Raw genomic sequence first — 15,151 nt, forward strand, 5'->3', positions numbered from 1 at the left:
TTTCTCGCCAAAATGGGGGCGATATTGCACCAAAATAGTACTTAGAACCGCTGTAATAAAACTTAAACCTCTGATATATAAATAATTAATATTTGGCATCAATACTGCTGCTACTTCTACTCGCCCATTAGATGCAAGGAGTCGCTATGTTTGTCGCTCTATCGATATTAGTTTCTGTTCTTATTTTGCTCTTAATCTATCTCGACGCAAAACAACGCGCGCAATCGCAGCAACACCACTATCGTCAAATCGTTTCACTGCGATTGGTTATGGAGCTATGTCGACGTCATCGCGCTCTCACTCATGATGCAATGACAGCGAGCGAGTTTGAGGCAACATCCCTAGCAATACACAGTACAGAAAAAGAACTGTTGTTGGAATCCAGTAAACTGATCGGATTGGCTACCTTTGAAAACAAACCGATGTATCGCGTATTACAAATGAAAGTGAAAGGACTGAGTCATGACTGGCAACAGCGTAGCTTTGCTCGCAATCAAAGAGTACATGGCGCCGCTATCCGACACTGTATTTTTTTAATTGACGATATTACGCTCGCTTGGCTACTCGATTCTGATCGTGAAGATCTTCACGACGAATATCATATGAACTGGCAACAGGTCATCGATAGCATGGAAGTGCTGACTCAATTGCGTATTTGCATTCAAGAGCTTGATCAACCATCAGGAGAAGTACGCATAAAATACTACAGTGATAAAATTAGCCAGAAACTCCATCAATTAAGCTTAATCAGTCCGTTACCGATCCACTCCCCTTTAGGGGTCAATACGCTTGCAACGCTAGAACAACTGGTTGGTATAGAATCTATTGAGCTAGAGCAAAATCAACTCTATAACTTAACCACTGATATCTCGTGCCTTATTGCTCAAGTATACGATGAGATGCTGTCCGATATTACGCAAAGTCTGCATCACCCTTTGCCCGATATGGTGGCTCAATCTGCCGGTCCAGATATGAAAAAAGCCACTTAGCAGTGGCTTTTTAATAACAAGTAGTGAGCGTTTGTGCTTATAGCATCTTACGTGCAGCCTCAACCACGACCTTGATCGAACGCGCTTCCGTCTCTTTTAACGTAGCGTGATCTGGGATCTCTTTCTGCGTACGGTTGATAATGACACCCGCAACACAACCCGCCTTCAAACCAGAGCTGGCACACATGGTAAGTAGCGTCGCTGATTCCATCTCAAAGTTCAGTACGCCCATTTCTTGCCACTCTTTCATTGAGCCTTGGAAATGGTGTACAACACGACCAGTAAAGGTGTCGTAACGCTCTTGGCCTGGGTAGAACGTATCACTTGAAGCGGTAACGCCCATATGAACTGTGGCACCTGACTCTTCCACAGCCGCTTTCATTGCTGTCGCCACCGCAAAATCGGCAACCGCAGGGAATTCCATTGGAGCAAAGTGTAAGCTCGCGCCATCTAAACGCACAGAACCGGTAGTGACAATCATATCGCCAACATTGACATGTGGTTGAATAGCGCCAGTTGTACCAACGCGCAAGAAGGTACGCACACCAAGTTGCGCTAATTCTTCAACTGCAATAGAAGTTGAAGGGCCGCCAATACCGGTTGAACAAACAACCACTGGCTTACCATCGAGTTCCGCGCGGTACAGAGTATATTCACGATGACTGGCTAGAAATACCGGATTTTCCATCTCTTCGGCAATTTTTTGCACTCGAGCAGGATCGCCAGGAATGATCGCTAACGTAGCGCCAGCAAGATCAGCTTCAGTAACACCTAGATGGAATACAGCTTGTGACATAGGGAACTCCTTATAACAGCGAACCAAATACGTTTCGCTGTGTTTATTTATTTGGGTACCGAACCACTCTAACCAACAACTAAACAACAAAGAGTGATGAGAATCACATCAAGAAAAGTAACAAGCAGCCAACTTACACACAAAAACGTTTGGCATCACAATAATCTCGACATTAAAATCAACTTATTGCATAAAAATGATAGCCAGCCGGATATACGGCATGGCTATCATCACTTGTTAAACGTAGCTGAATAATCGTAAAGAGTTAGCGATCTTGTTTACTTTTAAACTTTAATAAACGCAGTGCGTTCAGTGTGACTAATGCCGTCGCACCACTATCGGCCAGTACCGCGACCCACAAACCGGTGATCCCGAGTAAGCTCGTCACTAAAAAGACACTTTTTAGACCCAGAGCGAGGAAGACGTTCTGGCGAATATTATTCAGTGTTGCACGTGATAATTCTATCATCGCAGGCAATTCGGTTAAGCGGTTATGCGTGATGGCGGCATCCGCCGTTTCCAGAGCGACATCCGTACCGCCGCCCATTGCAATACCAATACTGGCGGCTTTCATCGCCGGCGCATCGTTAATCCCATCCCCTACCATCGCGACATTACGCTGTGCAGAAAGTGATTCGACATAATGCACCTTGTCTTGAGGCAACAAGCTCGCTTGATAATCAATATCAATCTGTCCGGCAATAGAAGCCGCGCTGCGTGGATTATCGCCGGTAAGCATAATTGAACTGATACCCAACTCTTTGAGTGCCTTAACGGCGTTCTTTGCGTCTTCTCGTAACGTATCTTGCCAAGCAATTAATCCCATTACTTGCTGGTCTCGTAACGCAACAATCACCGTTTTGCCCTGACTCTCAAGCTCTGTGACATGCAGATCGAGATCGGTTGCTAAGGTAATATCCAATTTACTTGGTGCGATCGCTTGATAAGTCACACCCGCAATCACGCCACGGACACCGCTACCAATTAGAGCTTGTTTATCGCTCGCTTCTGGCAAGTGGATACCTTGCAGCTCGGCATGCTTAACCAACGATGTTGCCAGAGGATGGCTTGAGCCGACTTCAATCGCCGCAATATGTTCAATTAACTCAGCATCACTATAGCCATTGTGACTGAACACATCCGTCACTTCAGGCTTGCCTTTGGTCAAGGTACCGGTTTTATCAAAGGCGATGGATTCAACATGACCAAGTTGCTCTAACGCTGCGCCCCCTTTGATCAAGGCACCACGACGCGCCGCAGCAGCTAAACCAGACGTAATTGCCGCTGGGGTTGAAATCACTAGCGCACAAGGACAAGCGATTAACAACAATGCAAGACCACGATAAACCCATGTTTCCCAGGGTTGAGCAAACAACAGTGGTGGAGTAATGATGACCAATAGTGACACCAGCATCATCAATGGCGTGTACCAGCGACTAAAGCGATCAAGGAATCTTTCCAGCGGTGCTTTACGTGATTCAGCCTCTTCAATCAAATGCAAAATACGATCAATCGCATTCTCACCTTGTTTTGACGTAATGCTTAAGCGCACGACTTTGTCTACCACCACTGCACCCGCCATGACAGGATCTTGTGGTAAGCGCTCTACCGGAATCGACTCTCCAGTTAATGCGCTTTCATCAAAGCTTGCAGCGGCATTAAGCAGTTTACCATCCGCAGGTAAGCGAGAGCCGGGAGCCACTTCTATGATGTCACCAGGATTTAACTCGCTGGCTGACACTTCAACTCGCTGACCATCGGAAATTTTTGTCGCGGTTTCGGGAACCAATTCCATCAAAGCTTGCACACCGCTGCGGGCGCGAGAGGCGGCAAAGGCTTCCAATCGCTCACCAATTAAAAACAGCAGTAATACCATCGCCGCTTCAACACTTTCGCCTAAATACAGCGCGCCGAGAGCAGCAACACTCATTAAGGTTTCAATGGCAAAAGGCGTACCTGACCGAGCCAATTTGATAGCTTTTTTACTGATTGGGTATAAGCCAGCTAAGCAAGTAAGAATAAATAGCCATTCGCTGATTTGAGGAAATGCGGGTTTGATAAGCGCAGCAAAGACCATTGCTGAAGCAATGGCAATGATTTGTCCATTTTGTTTAAGCACCGCAAGCCAACCTGTGGATTTGTCTGGCGATGATTTTTGATTAGGGGCAGTAAAGGTAAAGCCGGTGTCGGTAATGGCCTGTTCCACTAAAGGAGCAATAGCCGCGTCGTTCGACTTGATCACCAGTTTTTCTGTGGCGAACAGCACTTTGGCTTCAAGAATACCGCTGAGCTTATTGACGGCAGTTTCGACTTTGCGCGCACAAGAGGGACAATCCATGCCTTGGATTTTCCAACTATGCGTAAATTGGGCTTGGCTTAAGGAGCCGGAATCGCTTTCCTCATCGGTCGGATCACTGCCGCTTGCACATGCAGAACTGCTACAGCAATCAACATCACTGGTCGCGACGCTAGCCATTTTAATCGTATTGATTTTTGGACTTGAGCAAGAGCTTGCCTGAGTTGGATTCGTTGCAAGCTTTGGCGAACGACATCCTTCATGTTTGGTGCACATAATTGATTCTCCTATCATCTGTACACCCTAAGCATAAACCTTGGAGTAGACTCCAAGGTCAACCTATTTAAGCGATTTTTGCAAAAAATCTTTGTTTGCGGCCACTTCATCAATCAAAACCGCATCATGACTACAAAATGGGGTGGTATTGACACTGGTTATCGATGGATCTTGCGCAGCCAACTCCACCACTTCACCTTGCATCAAGTCACGAATATGTTTTTGCAATACCCACAAGGCGATCAAACCAAACACCACTGACCCCAACGCTTGACCATAAAGTACGCCTAATGCGCCAAACCAATGCGAGCCAAAATAGACAAATGGCAAGGTGCCTAAAGTCGCTTTGCCTAAATTCAAAGCGGTGGAATAGAGCGGTTTGCCGAGATTATTGAATGAGGTATTGGCGACAAATTGCATACCGTTAAAGATGAAACTCAGCGCAACGTAGGTACAAAACGTAGCAACGATCAACGCAGCATCTCCTGTCAGGCTAAAGCCTTGAATTACATATTGCTGAGTGAAATAGAGAATCACACAAACGAGCAAGGTATAAACGGTAGTGACCAACAAAGAGTTGTTCAACGTCTCTTTGACCCGATCAAATCGCTCGGCACCGAAATTCTGGCCGATTATCGGCCCGACCGCACCTGACAGCGCAAAAATCACTGCAAAACAAACTGGCGTCAGTCGACCAATCACCGCTAAACCGGCAACGAAGTCTTCGCCATAAGGCGCAATGGTGGAAGTGACGATGGCATTACCAATCGGGGTCGCAATATTAGTGATGATCGCCGGAACAGCAATGGCAAGAATCGCTTTGGTATTACAACGCCAAATTGAAAACGAAGGCTTGGCGACCAAGTCATGTTTTTTAATCAGAGGATAAAGCGAGAAAGCTAAAACGGTACAACGAGCGATCACCGAAGCAAAAGCCGCGCCTTCAACATTCCACAGAAAAACAAAAATGAAGATCGGATCGAGAATAGCATTCACAATGCCGCCAGATAAGGTTGCCCACATGGAACGCTTAGCATCACCAGCGGCTCTAAGCCCTGCCCCTGCCGCCATACCAAGTGCTAGAATCGGCCCACTGGGAAGTAGAATCTGTAAATAAGCTTGCGCACGCTCGGCCACAAACCCTTTTGCCCCGAGAGCCGCCAATAACTCAGGAATGAAAGCAAACATCACCGCACTGACCACACAGCTGATCAAAAAAGCGGTCAACATGATGCTGCTGCTCAATGCTCTGGCGTGGGTGAATTGCTTAGCGCCAATCGCCTTAGAGACCAAAGCGCCCATGGCAATCGAAGTGCCGATCGAGATAGAGGTTGAGAAAAAAGTCAGAGTGCCAGCAAAGCCCACGGCCGCCGCCAATTCGACTTGACCCAACATACTAATAAACAGCATGTCGAGCAAATCCACCACAAACAGCGCCATCAAACCAATCGAGCCCGCTCCTGACATCACCAATATATGGCGCATCGTGGAGCCCTGAGTAAATTTGGCACTTTGTTCGCTCATACCCTTCCCTTGAAAAACAATAAAAGGCGCCGCAGCGCCTCTAATCTAATCTTAACTGATAACCCTTTATACCGGATGCTTAAAGCATGCGTCGATATTTTTCGCAATCGCACGTAAAACATGTTTGCGAGTAATGATGCCCACCAGCTTACCATTATCCAGTACCGGGTAAACTTTTGGCTTACCAATCTGCATCATATCGGCCAATTCAATAATCGACATATCTGGCGACACCGACAGTACCTCTGACGACATGCAATCACTGACAATGTGGGTATCTTGGCAGAAATAGCTCACTTTAATCAGCTTATCGAGTAGATCTTGTCCCGAAAGAAAACCAATCACTTGTTTTTGTTCGTTAATGACAGGGCCACCAAGGTAGTCAGAATCCATGACTTTATCCAATGCTGCACTCAGTGACATTTCGGGAGTAAACGTCACCGCTTGTAGGGTCATATAATCTCTTACTTTTAACGATTCCATCTTTATCTCCTTTTCGTGCAACTGACTGTAGTTGTTGTGCATTGAAAAATGTTCGTTACAGTAAGTGTCGCCTAATTTCTTGATTTTACTAAATGGAAAGCGTCGATTTTTGCGATAGGCATTACCAATCAAACAAAAAAACGGCCATAAGGATCACCTATGGCCGTCTTACATCACCGTTTATGCTCGTGTAACAATAATGGGGATTACTGCTCCCAACGCTCTGCCGCTTTCGCGTCAGAATCACGGGAATCAACCCAACGAGTCGCTTCAGTCGTGCGTTCTTTTTTCCAAAACGGAGCTTTGGTTTTTAGATAGTCCATCACGAATTCACATGCATCAAATGCAGCACCGCGGTGCGCGCTTGCCACACCAACAAAAACGATTTGATCGCCAGTATCCATATCACCCACGCGATGGATAACGCGAATCGCTTCTAACGGCCAACGTTTTTCTGCTTCATCACAGATTTCCGACAACGCTTTTTCTGTCATTCCCGGATAATGCTCAAGGGATAAACCCACAACATTGTCGCCTAGATTCATGTCACGTACTTTACCAACAAAAGTCACGACTGCGCCTGATGCACTGCCTTGCGCTAATGCTTGGTATTCATCACCAACATTGAAATCTTCAACTTGTACCGCTACACGTGCGTCCATTTTAACCTCCGGTAACCGGTGGGAAAAAAGCAACTTCATCGCCATCCGTAATCGCATGTGTCAGTGGCACAATCGACTGATTCACTGCCGCTAAAAGGCGACCAGGGTCTAAAGCAAGATCCCATTTTCCTTCTTGAGACGCAAGATGGGCACGCAGCGCTTCAACACTGGTAAATGCCTCATCCAATTGCAGCTCATCAACGCCAACAAGTTCACGCGTTTGAGCAAAAAAGAGAACTTTAATCATGCGTCCACCTTAAAGTGACCAGACTTACCGCCCGTTTTCTCTAGCAGACGCACTTGGCTAATCACCATGTCTTTTTGTACCGCTTTACACATATCATAAATCGTCAGTGCTGCGACAGAAGCTGCCGTTAGCGCTTCCATTTCAACACCGGTTTTACCTGCAAGCTTACACACTGATTCAATACGCACGTAATTTTCTGCTTGGTTTGACTCAAGCTGCACTTCTACTTTAGAAAGCAGTAGTGGATGACAAAGCGGGATTAAGTCCCAAGTCTTCTTCGCGGCTTGAATACCCGCAATACGAGCCGTCGCGAATACATCACCTTTGTGATGATCGCCTGACAAAATAAGCTGTAAGGTTTCTGGTGCCATGTGGACGAAAGCTTCTGCACGTGCTTCACGTACCGTCTCAACTTTAGCTGATACATCCACCATGTTAGCTTCGCCTGAAGCATTGATATGGGTAAACTGAGTCATGATTGCTCCGCGTTATGAATCGGGATTAAACCGATAGGTGTGGCATAAAGTTACATGGACGGTGGCTCGCATCAAGCTGTTGCTTAATGATTTTCGTCCAACCGGTACGGCATGCACCAGTAGAGCCCGGCATCGCAAAAATAACCGTGTGGTTAGCAAAACCGGCAATCGCACGAGATTGAATCGTCGATGTACCGATCTCTTCGTAAGAGACTTGACGGAACAGCTCACCGAAACCTTCTACTTCTTTATCAAACAGTGGTTTCAATGCTTCTGGGGTGCTGTCACGTGAAGTAAAACCGGTACCACCGGTGATCATGATTGCTTGCACATTTTCATCGGCAATCCACTGCGATACGATCGCACGGATTTTGTACATATCATCAATCACAATTTGTTTATCAACAACATTGTGACCCGCTTCTTTCGCGTGATCAGCTAGGTAACCGCCTGATGTATCGTTTTCTTCTGTACGCGTGTCAGACACCGTTAGTACTGCAATGTTTGCTGCTTGGAATTTGCTTTCTGCATGACCCATTTGATCACCTACCTGTTGTGATTTATATGTCAGCCGGTAAACGCCGACTGCGTATTATTTGAATGTTGTTTTTGCTGCGATGTTCTAACGACGTTAGCCGCCAATAGAGGCCAAATTAGGCGTCATCCCGGTATTGCCATCTTGTAAGAAGTGGCTAACCGATTTGGTTTGCAGCTGTTGTTGAATCCGCTCTATTAGCTCAGGCTCTTGCGCGTCTTGTGCCAGTAAATCACGCAGCTCTACGCCGTGATCACCAAACAAACAAAGGTGCAATTTTCCTAGTGCTGAAACGCGAAGACGGTTGCAGCTCTCACAGAACCCTTTCTCATAGGGCATGATCAGGCCAATCTCACCTTTGTAGTCAGGGTGAACAAATACCTGTGCAGGACCATCATTTTTTTCGCGAATTTTGAGCAACCAGCCATTCGCAATCAATTGGTTACGAATTTGGACACCGGATACGTGACGCTGCTTAAACAACTCATCCATTTCGCCGGTTTGCATCAATTCGATGAAACGCAGTTGAATGGGACGATCTTTAATCCAATCAAGAAACAAAGGCAATTGGTGTGAGTTGAGATCTTTCATCAACACCACATTGACTTTGATTTGCTTGTAGCCAATCTCAAGCGCGCGCTCAATGCCACCCATAACCTGATTAAACTTATTCTCACCAGTAATTTGGTGAAATAAGCGTGGATCGAGGCTATCAACACTGACGTTGATATGGGTTAAACCCGCTTGCTGCCACTCAAGGACGCTTTTTTCCATCCGATAACCATTGGTCGTTGTTGCGACCTTACGGATACCGTCGGTGTTAGCGACCGTTTCAATAATCTGAGTGAAGTCTTTACGAAGGCTAGGCTCCCCCCCAGTAATGCGAACCTTACTGGTACCACAATCTGCAAACGCGCGAACCACACGTTTGATTTCTGGGAGTGATAAAAAAGACGAGTTTTTCTGCCCCGAAGGTTTATAACCATCAGGTAAGCAGTACGTACATTTGAAGTTACAGACGTCTGTAACCGAGAGACGCAAGTAATAAAACTTGCGATGAAATTTATCTTCTAATTGTTGCGCCACGGAACACCTTTCCAAACACGGGAGGCATAATCATTTCCAATTATGCCCTTGTGACCTTTCGTCACTGGCTCAACAAGCCTATTCTGTATTGAACTTAGCGTGCAGAGCTCGGAGTTATGGCAACCGTCAGTATGGTATAATTGCGAGGCAAATCCACATTAACGGCAGCTGTCTTATAAAATACTTAATAATTGTACGTGATTCCACCCTCTAAACGAAATAATCGTGCTTTAAGTGCAAATTACCAACTATTGAGTACCGACAATAAATGGATTAATTTAAATTGTAGTTGGTTATGACAAAATAAGAAAAAAACGAATGACACTATATTCAAAACGTAAAATTGTCGCCATCGGTGGCGGCCACGGCTTGGGGCGAATGCTTGCTGCTCTGACGGACTTTGGTTCTAATGCTACAGGTATTATCACCACCACAGACAACGGTGGCTCTACCGGTCGAATTCGACATTGCCAAGGCGGCATCGCTTGGGGCGATACGCGTAATTGCATCAACCAGTTAATCACCGAACCCTCAATCAGTTCAATGATTTTTGAATACCGCTTTAAAGGTGCGGGGGAGTTGGATGGGCATAATTTGGGCAACCTGATGCTAACCGCACTCGACAACTTATCAGTACGCCCACTTGATGCGATAAACCTGATCCGCAACATGCTTAAGGTCGACGTTAATATCGTACCCATGTCCGAGCACCCTTCCGATCTCAAAGCGTTATCAAAAGAAGGCAAATGGGTGACCGGTGAAACGAGCGTCGACGAAATGGAAGCCGATCTTCAGCGTTTGGACCTTGATCCTGAAGTGCCTGCGACCAAAGAAGGAGTACAGGCTATTGAGCAAGCGGATTTGATCATTCTTGGTCCGGGAAGCTTTTTAACCAGTATCATGCCACCATTGTTGTTAACCGAAGTTGGCCGCGCGATTGCGCAAAACAAAAATGCTCAATTAGTGTTTGTTGAAAACTTATCGCCAGAGTACGGGCCAGCCGGACGCATGACATTACGTGAGAAATTAGAATGGTGTGAACGTGCCTGCCAAGGGCGAAAAATTGATGTTATTTTAGGGGAAGAAAGCCACCCTGAATTAGCCGATTGGAACTATGTCGTTAGTGACCTCGCATCGCCAAATCGAGATTGGCGACACGATCGTCAGAAGCTGCAACAAGCCATTGTACAGCTATTGGCCGAGTAGCTTCTTATAGCGCTGCTGCGTTTCAACCAGCAGCGCTAGCATCGTCTGCCTCACTACCGGGCTATTGAGCGAATCACCCGCTTTCGCTGCCGCATCGAACTCGATTGCTAACGCACACAGAGCTTCCGCACCAAAGCTCGCGGCGCTGCTTTTTAAGGCATGACTGATGTCTTTCAAGTAAGCACCATGATTGTCATGCTCCGCCGAGAGCGTTGCGATGTACTGTGCCAGCTCACCTAAAAATATCTCCAATAAAATAGGCACATTCTCTTGGCCTATCTCATTAGCTAAACGGTCGACTTTTGCTTGATTTAATACTTCCATAACCACTTCCATGACAACAGTTACTTAGTGTCCTTATCGTTCCACCCTTGTAGCTTTCGGTATAAGGTCGATGGGCTAACATCTAAATATCCTGCCGCTTTGGGAATGTTTCCTTCACAGGCTTTGATCGCCAGCTTAATCGCATTTTTTTCCGTCAACCACAGCGGGAAAATATCATGTACTGATAAGGTATCTTTCTCTTCCGCAACGCTGCGAGGCGCACCGTCATAGGGTTGATTCAATGGCGGCGGTAGCATGTCCAAGCGTATTTCTCGGCCATTGTTCAATACCACGACGTTTCTCAACACGTTTTGCAGTTGTCTGACGTTACCGGGCCATTCATAACGAACAAACCGATCGACCACTTCGGGAGAAAGCCGGACAAAGTCTTTACCTTCTTCCTTAGACATAAAGCCCAACAGAGAGTATGCAATTTCAATGACATCTTCACCGCGTTCACGCAAAGGGGGTAAATGCAGAGGAATAACATAGAGACGATAATATAAATCTTCGCGAAAGCGCCCTTCTTGCACTTCTTTCCATGGATCTCGGTTGGTTGCACAAACAAAGCGTACATCGACGCTTTTCATCTTCGATGACCCCACTTTCTGGAAAGTGCCGGTTTGAATAAAACGCAGTAATTTGGTCTGCAAATCCAGATCCATTTCGCACAGTTCATCCAAAAATAGAGTACCACCATCAGCCAGTTCCGCAGCGCCTTCACGATCAGTCGCAGCCCCCGTAAACGCGCCTTTTACGTGGCCAAACAGTTCACTCTCAATCAAATCTTTCGGTATGGCAGCGCAGTTAATCGCGATAAAAGGTTTATCACCACGATTACTGGTGGCGTGCAGTGCTTCGGCACACACTTCTTTACCTGTGCCACTTTCCCCAGTAATAAAAATACTCGCTTTACTGGTTGCGGCGGAGTCAATCGTACGATACACCGCTTGCATGGTGTGACTACTACCGATAAACCCTTGATAACCCTGATTAGTGCCGGCTTCGGTTCTTAATTTACTTGCTTTACGAATGGCATTATTGACTGTGACGCGCAGACGGTCAGCCTCACAAGGCTTAATCAAAAAGTCTTGTGCACCCAAACGCATCGCTTCAACTGCGGTATCAATTGAGCCATGAGCGGTCATGAAGATGACTGGAACATCCGGATTTTGCAGTTTTACGGCTTGCAGTACATCCATCCCTGTCATATCGGGCAAACGTAAGTCGAGTAAAATCAGATCTGGAGTACGAAACTCAAGGCTTTCAATCGCGTCCCGTCCAGTACCAACGATATTGATGTCGATACCCAATGGCGTGAGATAAGAGCGATACAGCGCCGCAACTGAAGCGGTATCCTCAACCATGAGTAGATATTTACTTTTTTGTATATGGGTATTTTGTGGCATAGCCTAACCGAGTAAATCCATTTGCATATTATCTAAATAATTGCATTGCGCTTTGCAATTTGCAAATAGAATGACCAAGTTAACCAGATTAAGGTTGTTTTTTGCCCGTTTTCTAGCCCAAATAATTGGCATAGTTACTGCTTATATATAAATGACCCTCATGGGTCACCTAGCCAACTGACGTTGTTAGTGAACTTAGTATTCACAAATAACAGCCAATAGACCCTTCCTATTGGCTATTTTTTTGCCTGTCGTTCAGTGATGACAATCAGCTATTAGCGATAAATTGAGCGCGTAGCGTTTCAATCTCATCCCGCTTGGCTGCTGCCAACTCAAACTCTAGATTCTGCGCATGCTGATACATTTGCGCTTCAAGCTTGCTGATTTCTTTTTCCAGCTGTTGCGGCGTCATCACTTGGTAGCTTTGTGATGGTTCAGCCACTTTCGACAATGGTACTTGTTTACCCGGAGTTTTCTTACGACCTCGCGCAATGTCACCCAGTTCCATAATATCTTTGATATTACGTTTCAGTGATTGCGGCGTGATGCCATTTTCAACGTTATAGGCATGCTGTTTTTCGCGACGACGATCGGTTTCATCCATCGCGCGCTGCATCGAACCGGTAATTCGGTCCGCATATAAAATCGCCTTACCTTCGATATTACGCGCGGCACGACCAATGGTCTGAATCAGCGAACGCTCCGAACGAAGGAAACCTTCTTTATCGGCATCCAATATCGCCACCAGCGACACTTCAGGCATATCTAAACCTTCGCGCAGTAAGTTAATACCCACTAACACATCAAACTCGCCCAAGCGTAAATCTCGAATGATTTCAACTCGCTCAACCGTATCAATATCAGAGTGTAAATAACGCACCTTAACGTCATGCTCCGTTAGATATTCAGTCAAGTCTTCGGCCATACGCTTAGTCAGAGTCGTCACTAACACACGTTCGTCTTTCGCTGCGCGGATACGGATTTCAGATAACAAGTCATCGACTTGCGTCGCCACGGGACGAACTTCTAACACAGGATCTAACAGACCGGTCGGACGCACCACTTGATCGGCAATGTCATCGCCTGACTTCTCTAATTCATAGTGCCCCGGAGTCGCAGAAACAAAAATAGTTTGCGGTGCCAACGCTTCAAATTCTTCAAATTTTAGTGGTCTGTTGTCTAAGGCGGAAGGTAAGCGGAAACCATACTCAACCAAGGTCTCTTTACGCGAACGGTCACCTTTAAACATGGCGCCAATTTGCGGTACCGTTACGTGCGATTCATCAATCACCAACAAACCATCTTGTGGTAAGTAATCGAACAATGTCGGAGGCGGCTCACCCTCTTTACGGCCACTCAAATAGCGTGAATAGTTTTCAATCCCTGAACAGAAACCAAGCTCATTCATCATTTCAATATCAAATTGGGTGCGTTGGCTAATACGCTGTTCTTCCAATAATTTATTGTTGTCTAGCAAATGCTTTTTGCGCTGCTCTAATTCAACCTTGATATGTTCAACCGCTTCTAAGATACGTTCACGGGGGGTCACATAGTGGGTTTTGGGATAAATGGTATAACGAGGCAAATCGCGCTGCTTGATTGCTCCGGTCAATGGATCGAAGACACTAATACAGTCGATCTCATCATCAAACATTTCAATTCTTACCGCATCTTGCTCTGATTCTGCGGGGAAAATATCAATCACTTCACCGCGAACACGAAATTGGCCACGCTCAAAGGCAACGTCATTACGGCTATATTGCAACTCAGCAAGGCGACGTAGCATGTCACGCTGATCAAGTACATCACCGCGACGAACATGCAGCATCATTTGCAAATAGGCTTGCGGATCACCCAAACCATAAATAGCAGAAACTGAAGCGACGATGATGGCATCTTTGCGTTCAAGTAAGGCTTTGGTTGCTGATAATCGCATTTGCTCAATATGTGCGTTGATTGACGAGTCTTTTTCTATAAAGGTATCCGTGGTTGGCACATACGCTTCCGGTTGGTAATAGTCATAATAGGAAACAAAGTACTCAACCGCATTGTTAGGAAAGAACGCTTTCATTTCCCCATACAACTGCGCCGCTAGCGTTTTATTCGGCGCGAGTAAAATCGCAGGACGCTGTGTAGAGGCGATTACATTCGCTAAAGTAAAAGTTTTACCAGACCCCGTCACCCCAAGTAGTGTTTGATGGGCTAAGCCTGAATCTATCCCTTCTAGTAACTTTTCGATTGCCGTAGGTTGATCACCTGATGGCTGATAGTCTGAGACGAGCTCATACAGTTTGCTCATAACGTCCTCAAGGTTTGTGTCTGACTCTCTATTTTGTCTGTATATATATACAGACTCAAGTATAAAAAAAGAAATTAATCTCTGATTTATTTGTTTTGTTCGATTAAGTCTAGATCCGGCCTGATGATCCTGATATTATTCTCCGCCCTACAGCAATCCCCCGCTAAAAACTCACTTTTTCTATACACAGCTTACTCACAAAACAAGCAAAATGTGCACCATCTCGCAGTTGATCATTTTTTTCCGAATAAATCTGTTTTCGATCTTTTATTGAAGAAAAACCTTGCAGCATGCGGGATTAGCAAAAGATCCTTTTTCATTCCATCACGCGCAAATCTTTCCTTTCTGTGGATAAATATAATTACTCAATTTTAATCAACATGGTTATCCACAAATTTAGTGGATAAGTAAACAGAGGCTATATCTGGCGTGCCTTAGGCAAAAGTAAAGCTATTTTTTATCGAAAAAAATGAATTTTATCGACCTCTCATAGTTGACTCTTGCATAACCTCTCGATAATATTCGCGTCGCTTTACAGCAATT

Annotated in this window: 14 protein-coding genes and 1 riboswitch; of the genes, 2 read left to right on the forward strand and 12 right to left on the reverse strand. The window is 45.7% G+C overall.

What is annotated here, in order from left to right:
• Positions 1–146 precede the first annotated feature (146 nt).
• Positions 147–989: a hypothetical protein gene (locus RH85_RS11430; RefSeq protein WP_006712395.1), complete on the forward strand. Its 843-nt coding sequence runs from the start codon at positions 147–149 to the stop codon at positions 987–989.
• A 37-nt stretch (positions 990–1,026) separates the two neighbouring features.
• Here the strand turns inward: RH85_RS11430 and udp are convergent, their stop codons facing one another.
• The 9 genes from udp to moaA all read right to left on the reverse strand — a co-directional run bounded on the left by udp (position 1,027) and on the right by moaA (position 9,370).
• Complete coding sequence (gene udp, locus RH85_RS11435; protein ID WP_006712396.1) at positions 1,027–1,785, reverse strand: uridine phosphorylase; 759 nt, start codon at positions 1,783–1,785, stop codon at positions 1,027–1,029.
• A 265-nt stretch (positions 1,786–2,050) separates the two neighbouring features.
• Complete coding sequence (locus RH85_RS11440; RefSeq protein WP_006712397.1) at positions 2,051–4,357, reverse strand: zinc/cadmium/mercury/lead-transporting ATPase; 2,307 nt, start codon at positions 4,355–4,357, stop codon at positions 2,051–2,053.
• A 63-nt stretch (positions 4,358–4,420) separates the two neighbouring features.
• A complete protein-coding gene (locus RH85_RS11445; protein ID WP_006712398.1) occupies positions 4,421–5,881 on the reverse strand; it encodes an MATE family efflux transporter in 1,461 nt (486 codons plus the stop codon).
• Positions 5,882–5,947: 66 nt separating this feature from the next.
• Positions 5,948–6,364 (reverse strand): CBS domain-containing protein, encoded by a 417-nt coding sequence (locus RH85_RS11450; RefSeq protein ID WP_006712399.1) that lies wholly within the window; start codon positions 6,362–6,364, stop codon positions 5,948–5,950.
• A gap of 206 nt (positions 6,365–6,570) precedes the next feature.
• Positions 6,571–7,026, reverse strand: coding sequence for a molybdopterin synthase catalytic subunit MoaE (gene moaE / locus RH85_RS11455; protein WP_006712400.1), 456 nt, complete (start codon positions 7,024–7,026; stop codon positions 6,571–6,573).
• Between the two features lies 1 nt (position 7,027).
• Positions 7,028–7,273, reverse strand: a complete 246-nt coding sequence (moaD, locus tag RH85_RS11460) for a molybdopterin synthase sulfur carrier subunit (protein WP_006712401.1) — start codon at positions 7,271–7,273, stop codon at positions 7,028–7,030.
• Complete coding sequence (moaC, locus tag RH85_RS11465) at positions 7,270–7,749, reverse strand: cyclic pyranopterin monophosphate synthase MoaC (protein WP_006712402.1); 480 nt, start codon at positions 7,747–7,749, stop codon at positions 7,270–7,272. The genes moaD and moaC overlap by 4 nt, the downstream gene beginning before the upstream one ends.
• Positions 7,750–7,774: 25 nt before the next feature.
• On the reverse strand, positions 7,775–8,287 hold the full coding sequence (gene moaB, locus RH85_RS11470; protein ID WP_006712403.1) for a molybdenum cofactor biosynthesis protein B: 513 nt from the start codon (positions 8,285–8,287) through the stop codon (positions 7,775–7,777).
• 93 nt (positions 8,288–8,380) lie between these two features.
• A complete protein-coding gene (gene moaA, locus RH85_RS11475) occupies positions 8,381–9,370 on the reverse strand; it encodes a GTP 3',8-cyclase MoaA (protein WP_006712404.1) in 990 nt (329 codons plus the stop codon).
• Positions 9,359–9,496, reverse strand: a riboswitch (molybdenum cofactor riboswitch). Its footprint overlaps the gene before it by 12 nt.
• A 192-nt stretch (positions 9,497–9,688) precedes the next feature.
• Between moaA and RH85_RS11480 the strand changes: the two genes are divergently transcribed.
• The gene (locus RH85_RS11480) at positions 9,689–10,576 is read left to right on the forward strand and encodes a YvcK family protein (RefSeq protein WP_006712405.1); all 888 of its coding nucleotides are present in this window, start codon (positions 9,689–9,691) and stop codon (positions 10,574–10,576) included.
• Here the strand turns inward: RH85_RS11480 and luxU are convergent.
• The 3 genes from luxU to uvrB all read right to left on the reverse strand — a co-directional run bounded on the left by luxU (position 10,562) and on the right by uvrB (position 14,608).
• Complete coding sequence (gene luxU, locus RH85_RS11485) at positions 10,562–10,900, reverse strand: quorum-sensing phosphorelay protein LuxU (RefSeq protein WP_039948976.1); 339 nt, start codon at positions 10,898–10,900, stop codon at positions 10,562–10,564. The two genes, RH85_RS11480 and luxU, sit on opposite strands and share 15 nt — an antisense overlap.
• A gap of 20 nt (positions 10,901–10,920) precedes the next feature.
• Positions 10,921–12,309 (reverse strand): quorum-sensing sigma-54 dependent transcriptional regulator LuxO, encoded by a 1,389-nt coding sequence (luxO, locus tag RH85_RS11490; protein ID WP_039948977.1) that lies wholly within the window; start codon positions 12,307–12,309, stop codon positions 10,921–10,923.
• Positions 12,310–12,577: 268 nt separating this feature from the next.
• On the reverse strand, positions 12,578–14,608 hold the full coding sequence (gene uvrB / locus RH85_RS11495; protein ID WP_006712408.1) for an excinuclease ABC subunit UvrB: 2,031 nt from the start codon (positions 14,606–14,608) through the stop codon (positions 12,578–12,580).
• Between the last annotated feature and the right edge of the window lie 543 nt (positions 14,609–15,151).

The sequence above is a fragment of the Vibrio ichthyoenteri ATCC 700023 genome (genome assembly GCF_000222605.1).
GTDB lineage: Bacteria > Pseudomonadota > Gammaproteobacteria > Enterobacterales > Vibrionaceae > Vibrio > Vibrio ichthyoenteri.

Excerpts from the sequence above, each read along its gene's own strand:
- uvrB (WP_006712408.1), bottom strand. The coding sequence starts at position 14,608 with ATGAGCAAACTGTATGAGCTCGTCTCAGACTATCAGCCATCAGGTGAT.
- RH85_RS11445 (WP_006712398.1), bottom strand. The coding sequence starts at position 5,881 with ATGAGCGAACAAAGTGCCAAATTTACTCAGGGCTCCACGATGCGCCAT.
- moaB (WP_006712403.1), bottom strand. The coding sequence starts at position 8,287 with ATGGGTCATGCAGAAAGCAAATTCCAAGCAGCAAACATTGCAGTACTA.
- luxU (WP_039948976.1), bottom strand. The coding sequence starts at position 10,900 with ATGGAAGTATTAAATCAAGCAAAAGTCGACCGTTTAGCTAATGAGATA.
- moaC (WP_006712402.1), bottom strand. The coding sequence starts at position 7,749 with ATGACTCAGTTTACCCATATCAATGCTTCAGGCGAAGCTAACATGGTG.
- moaD (WP_006712401.1), bottom strand. The coding sequence starts at position 7,273 with ATGATTAAAGTTCTCTTTTTTGCTCAAACGCGTGAACTTGTTGGCGTT.
- udp (WP_006712396.1), bottom strand. The coding sequence starts at position 1,785 with ATGTCACAAGCTGTATTCCATCTAGGTGTTACTGAAGCTGATCTTGCT.
- moaE (WP_006712400.1), bottom strand. The coding sequence starts at position 7,026 with ATGGACGCACGTGTAGCGGTACAAGTTGAAGATTTCAATGTTGGTGAT.
- luxO (WP_039948977.1), bottom strand. The coding sequence starts at position 12,309 with ATGCCACAAAATACCCATATACAAAAAAGTAAATATCTACTCATGGTT.
- RH85_RS11480 (WP_006712405.1), top strand. The coding sequence starts at position 9,689 with ATGACACTATATTCAAAACGTAAAATTGTCGCCATCGGTGGCGGCCAC.
- RH85_RS11440 (WP_006712397.1), bottom strand. The coding sequence starts at position 4,357 with ATGTGCACCAAACATGAAGGATGTCGTTCGCCAAAGCTTGCAACGAAT.
- RH85_RS11450 (WP_006712399.1), bottom strand. The coding sequence starts at position 6,364 with ATGGAATCGTTAAAAGTAAGAGATTATATGACCCTACAAGCGGTGACG.
- RH85_RS11430 (WP_006712395.1), top strand. The coding sequence starts at position 147 with ATGTTTGTCGCTCTATCGATATTAGTTTCTGTTCTTATTTTGCTCTTA.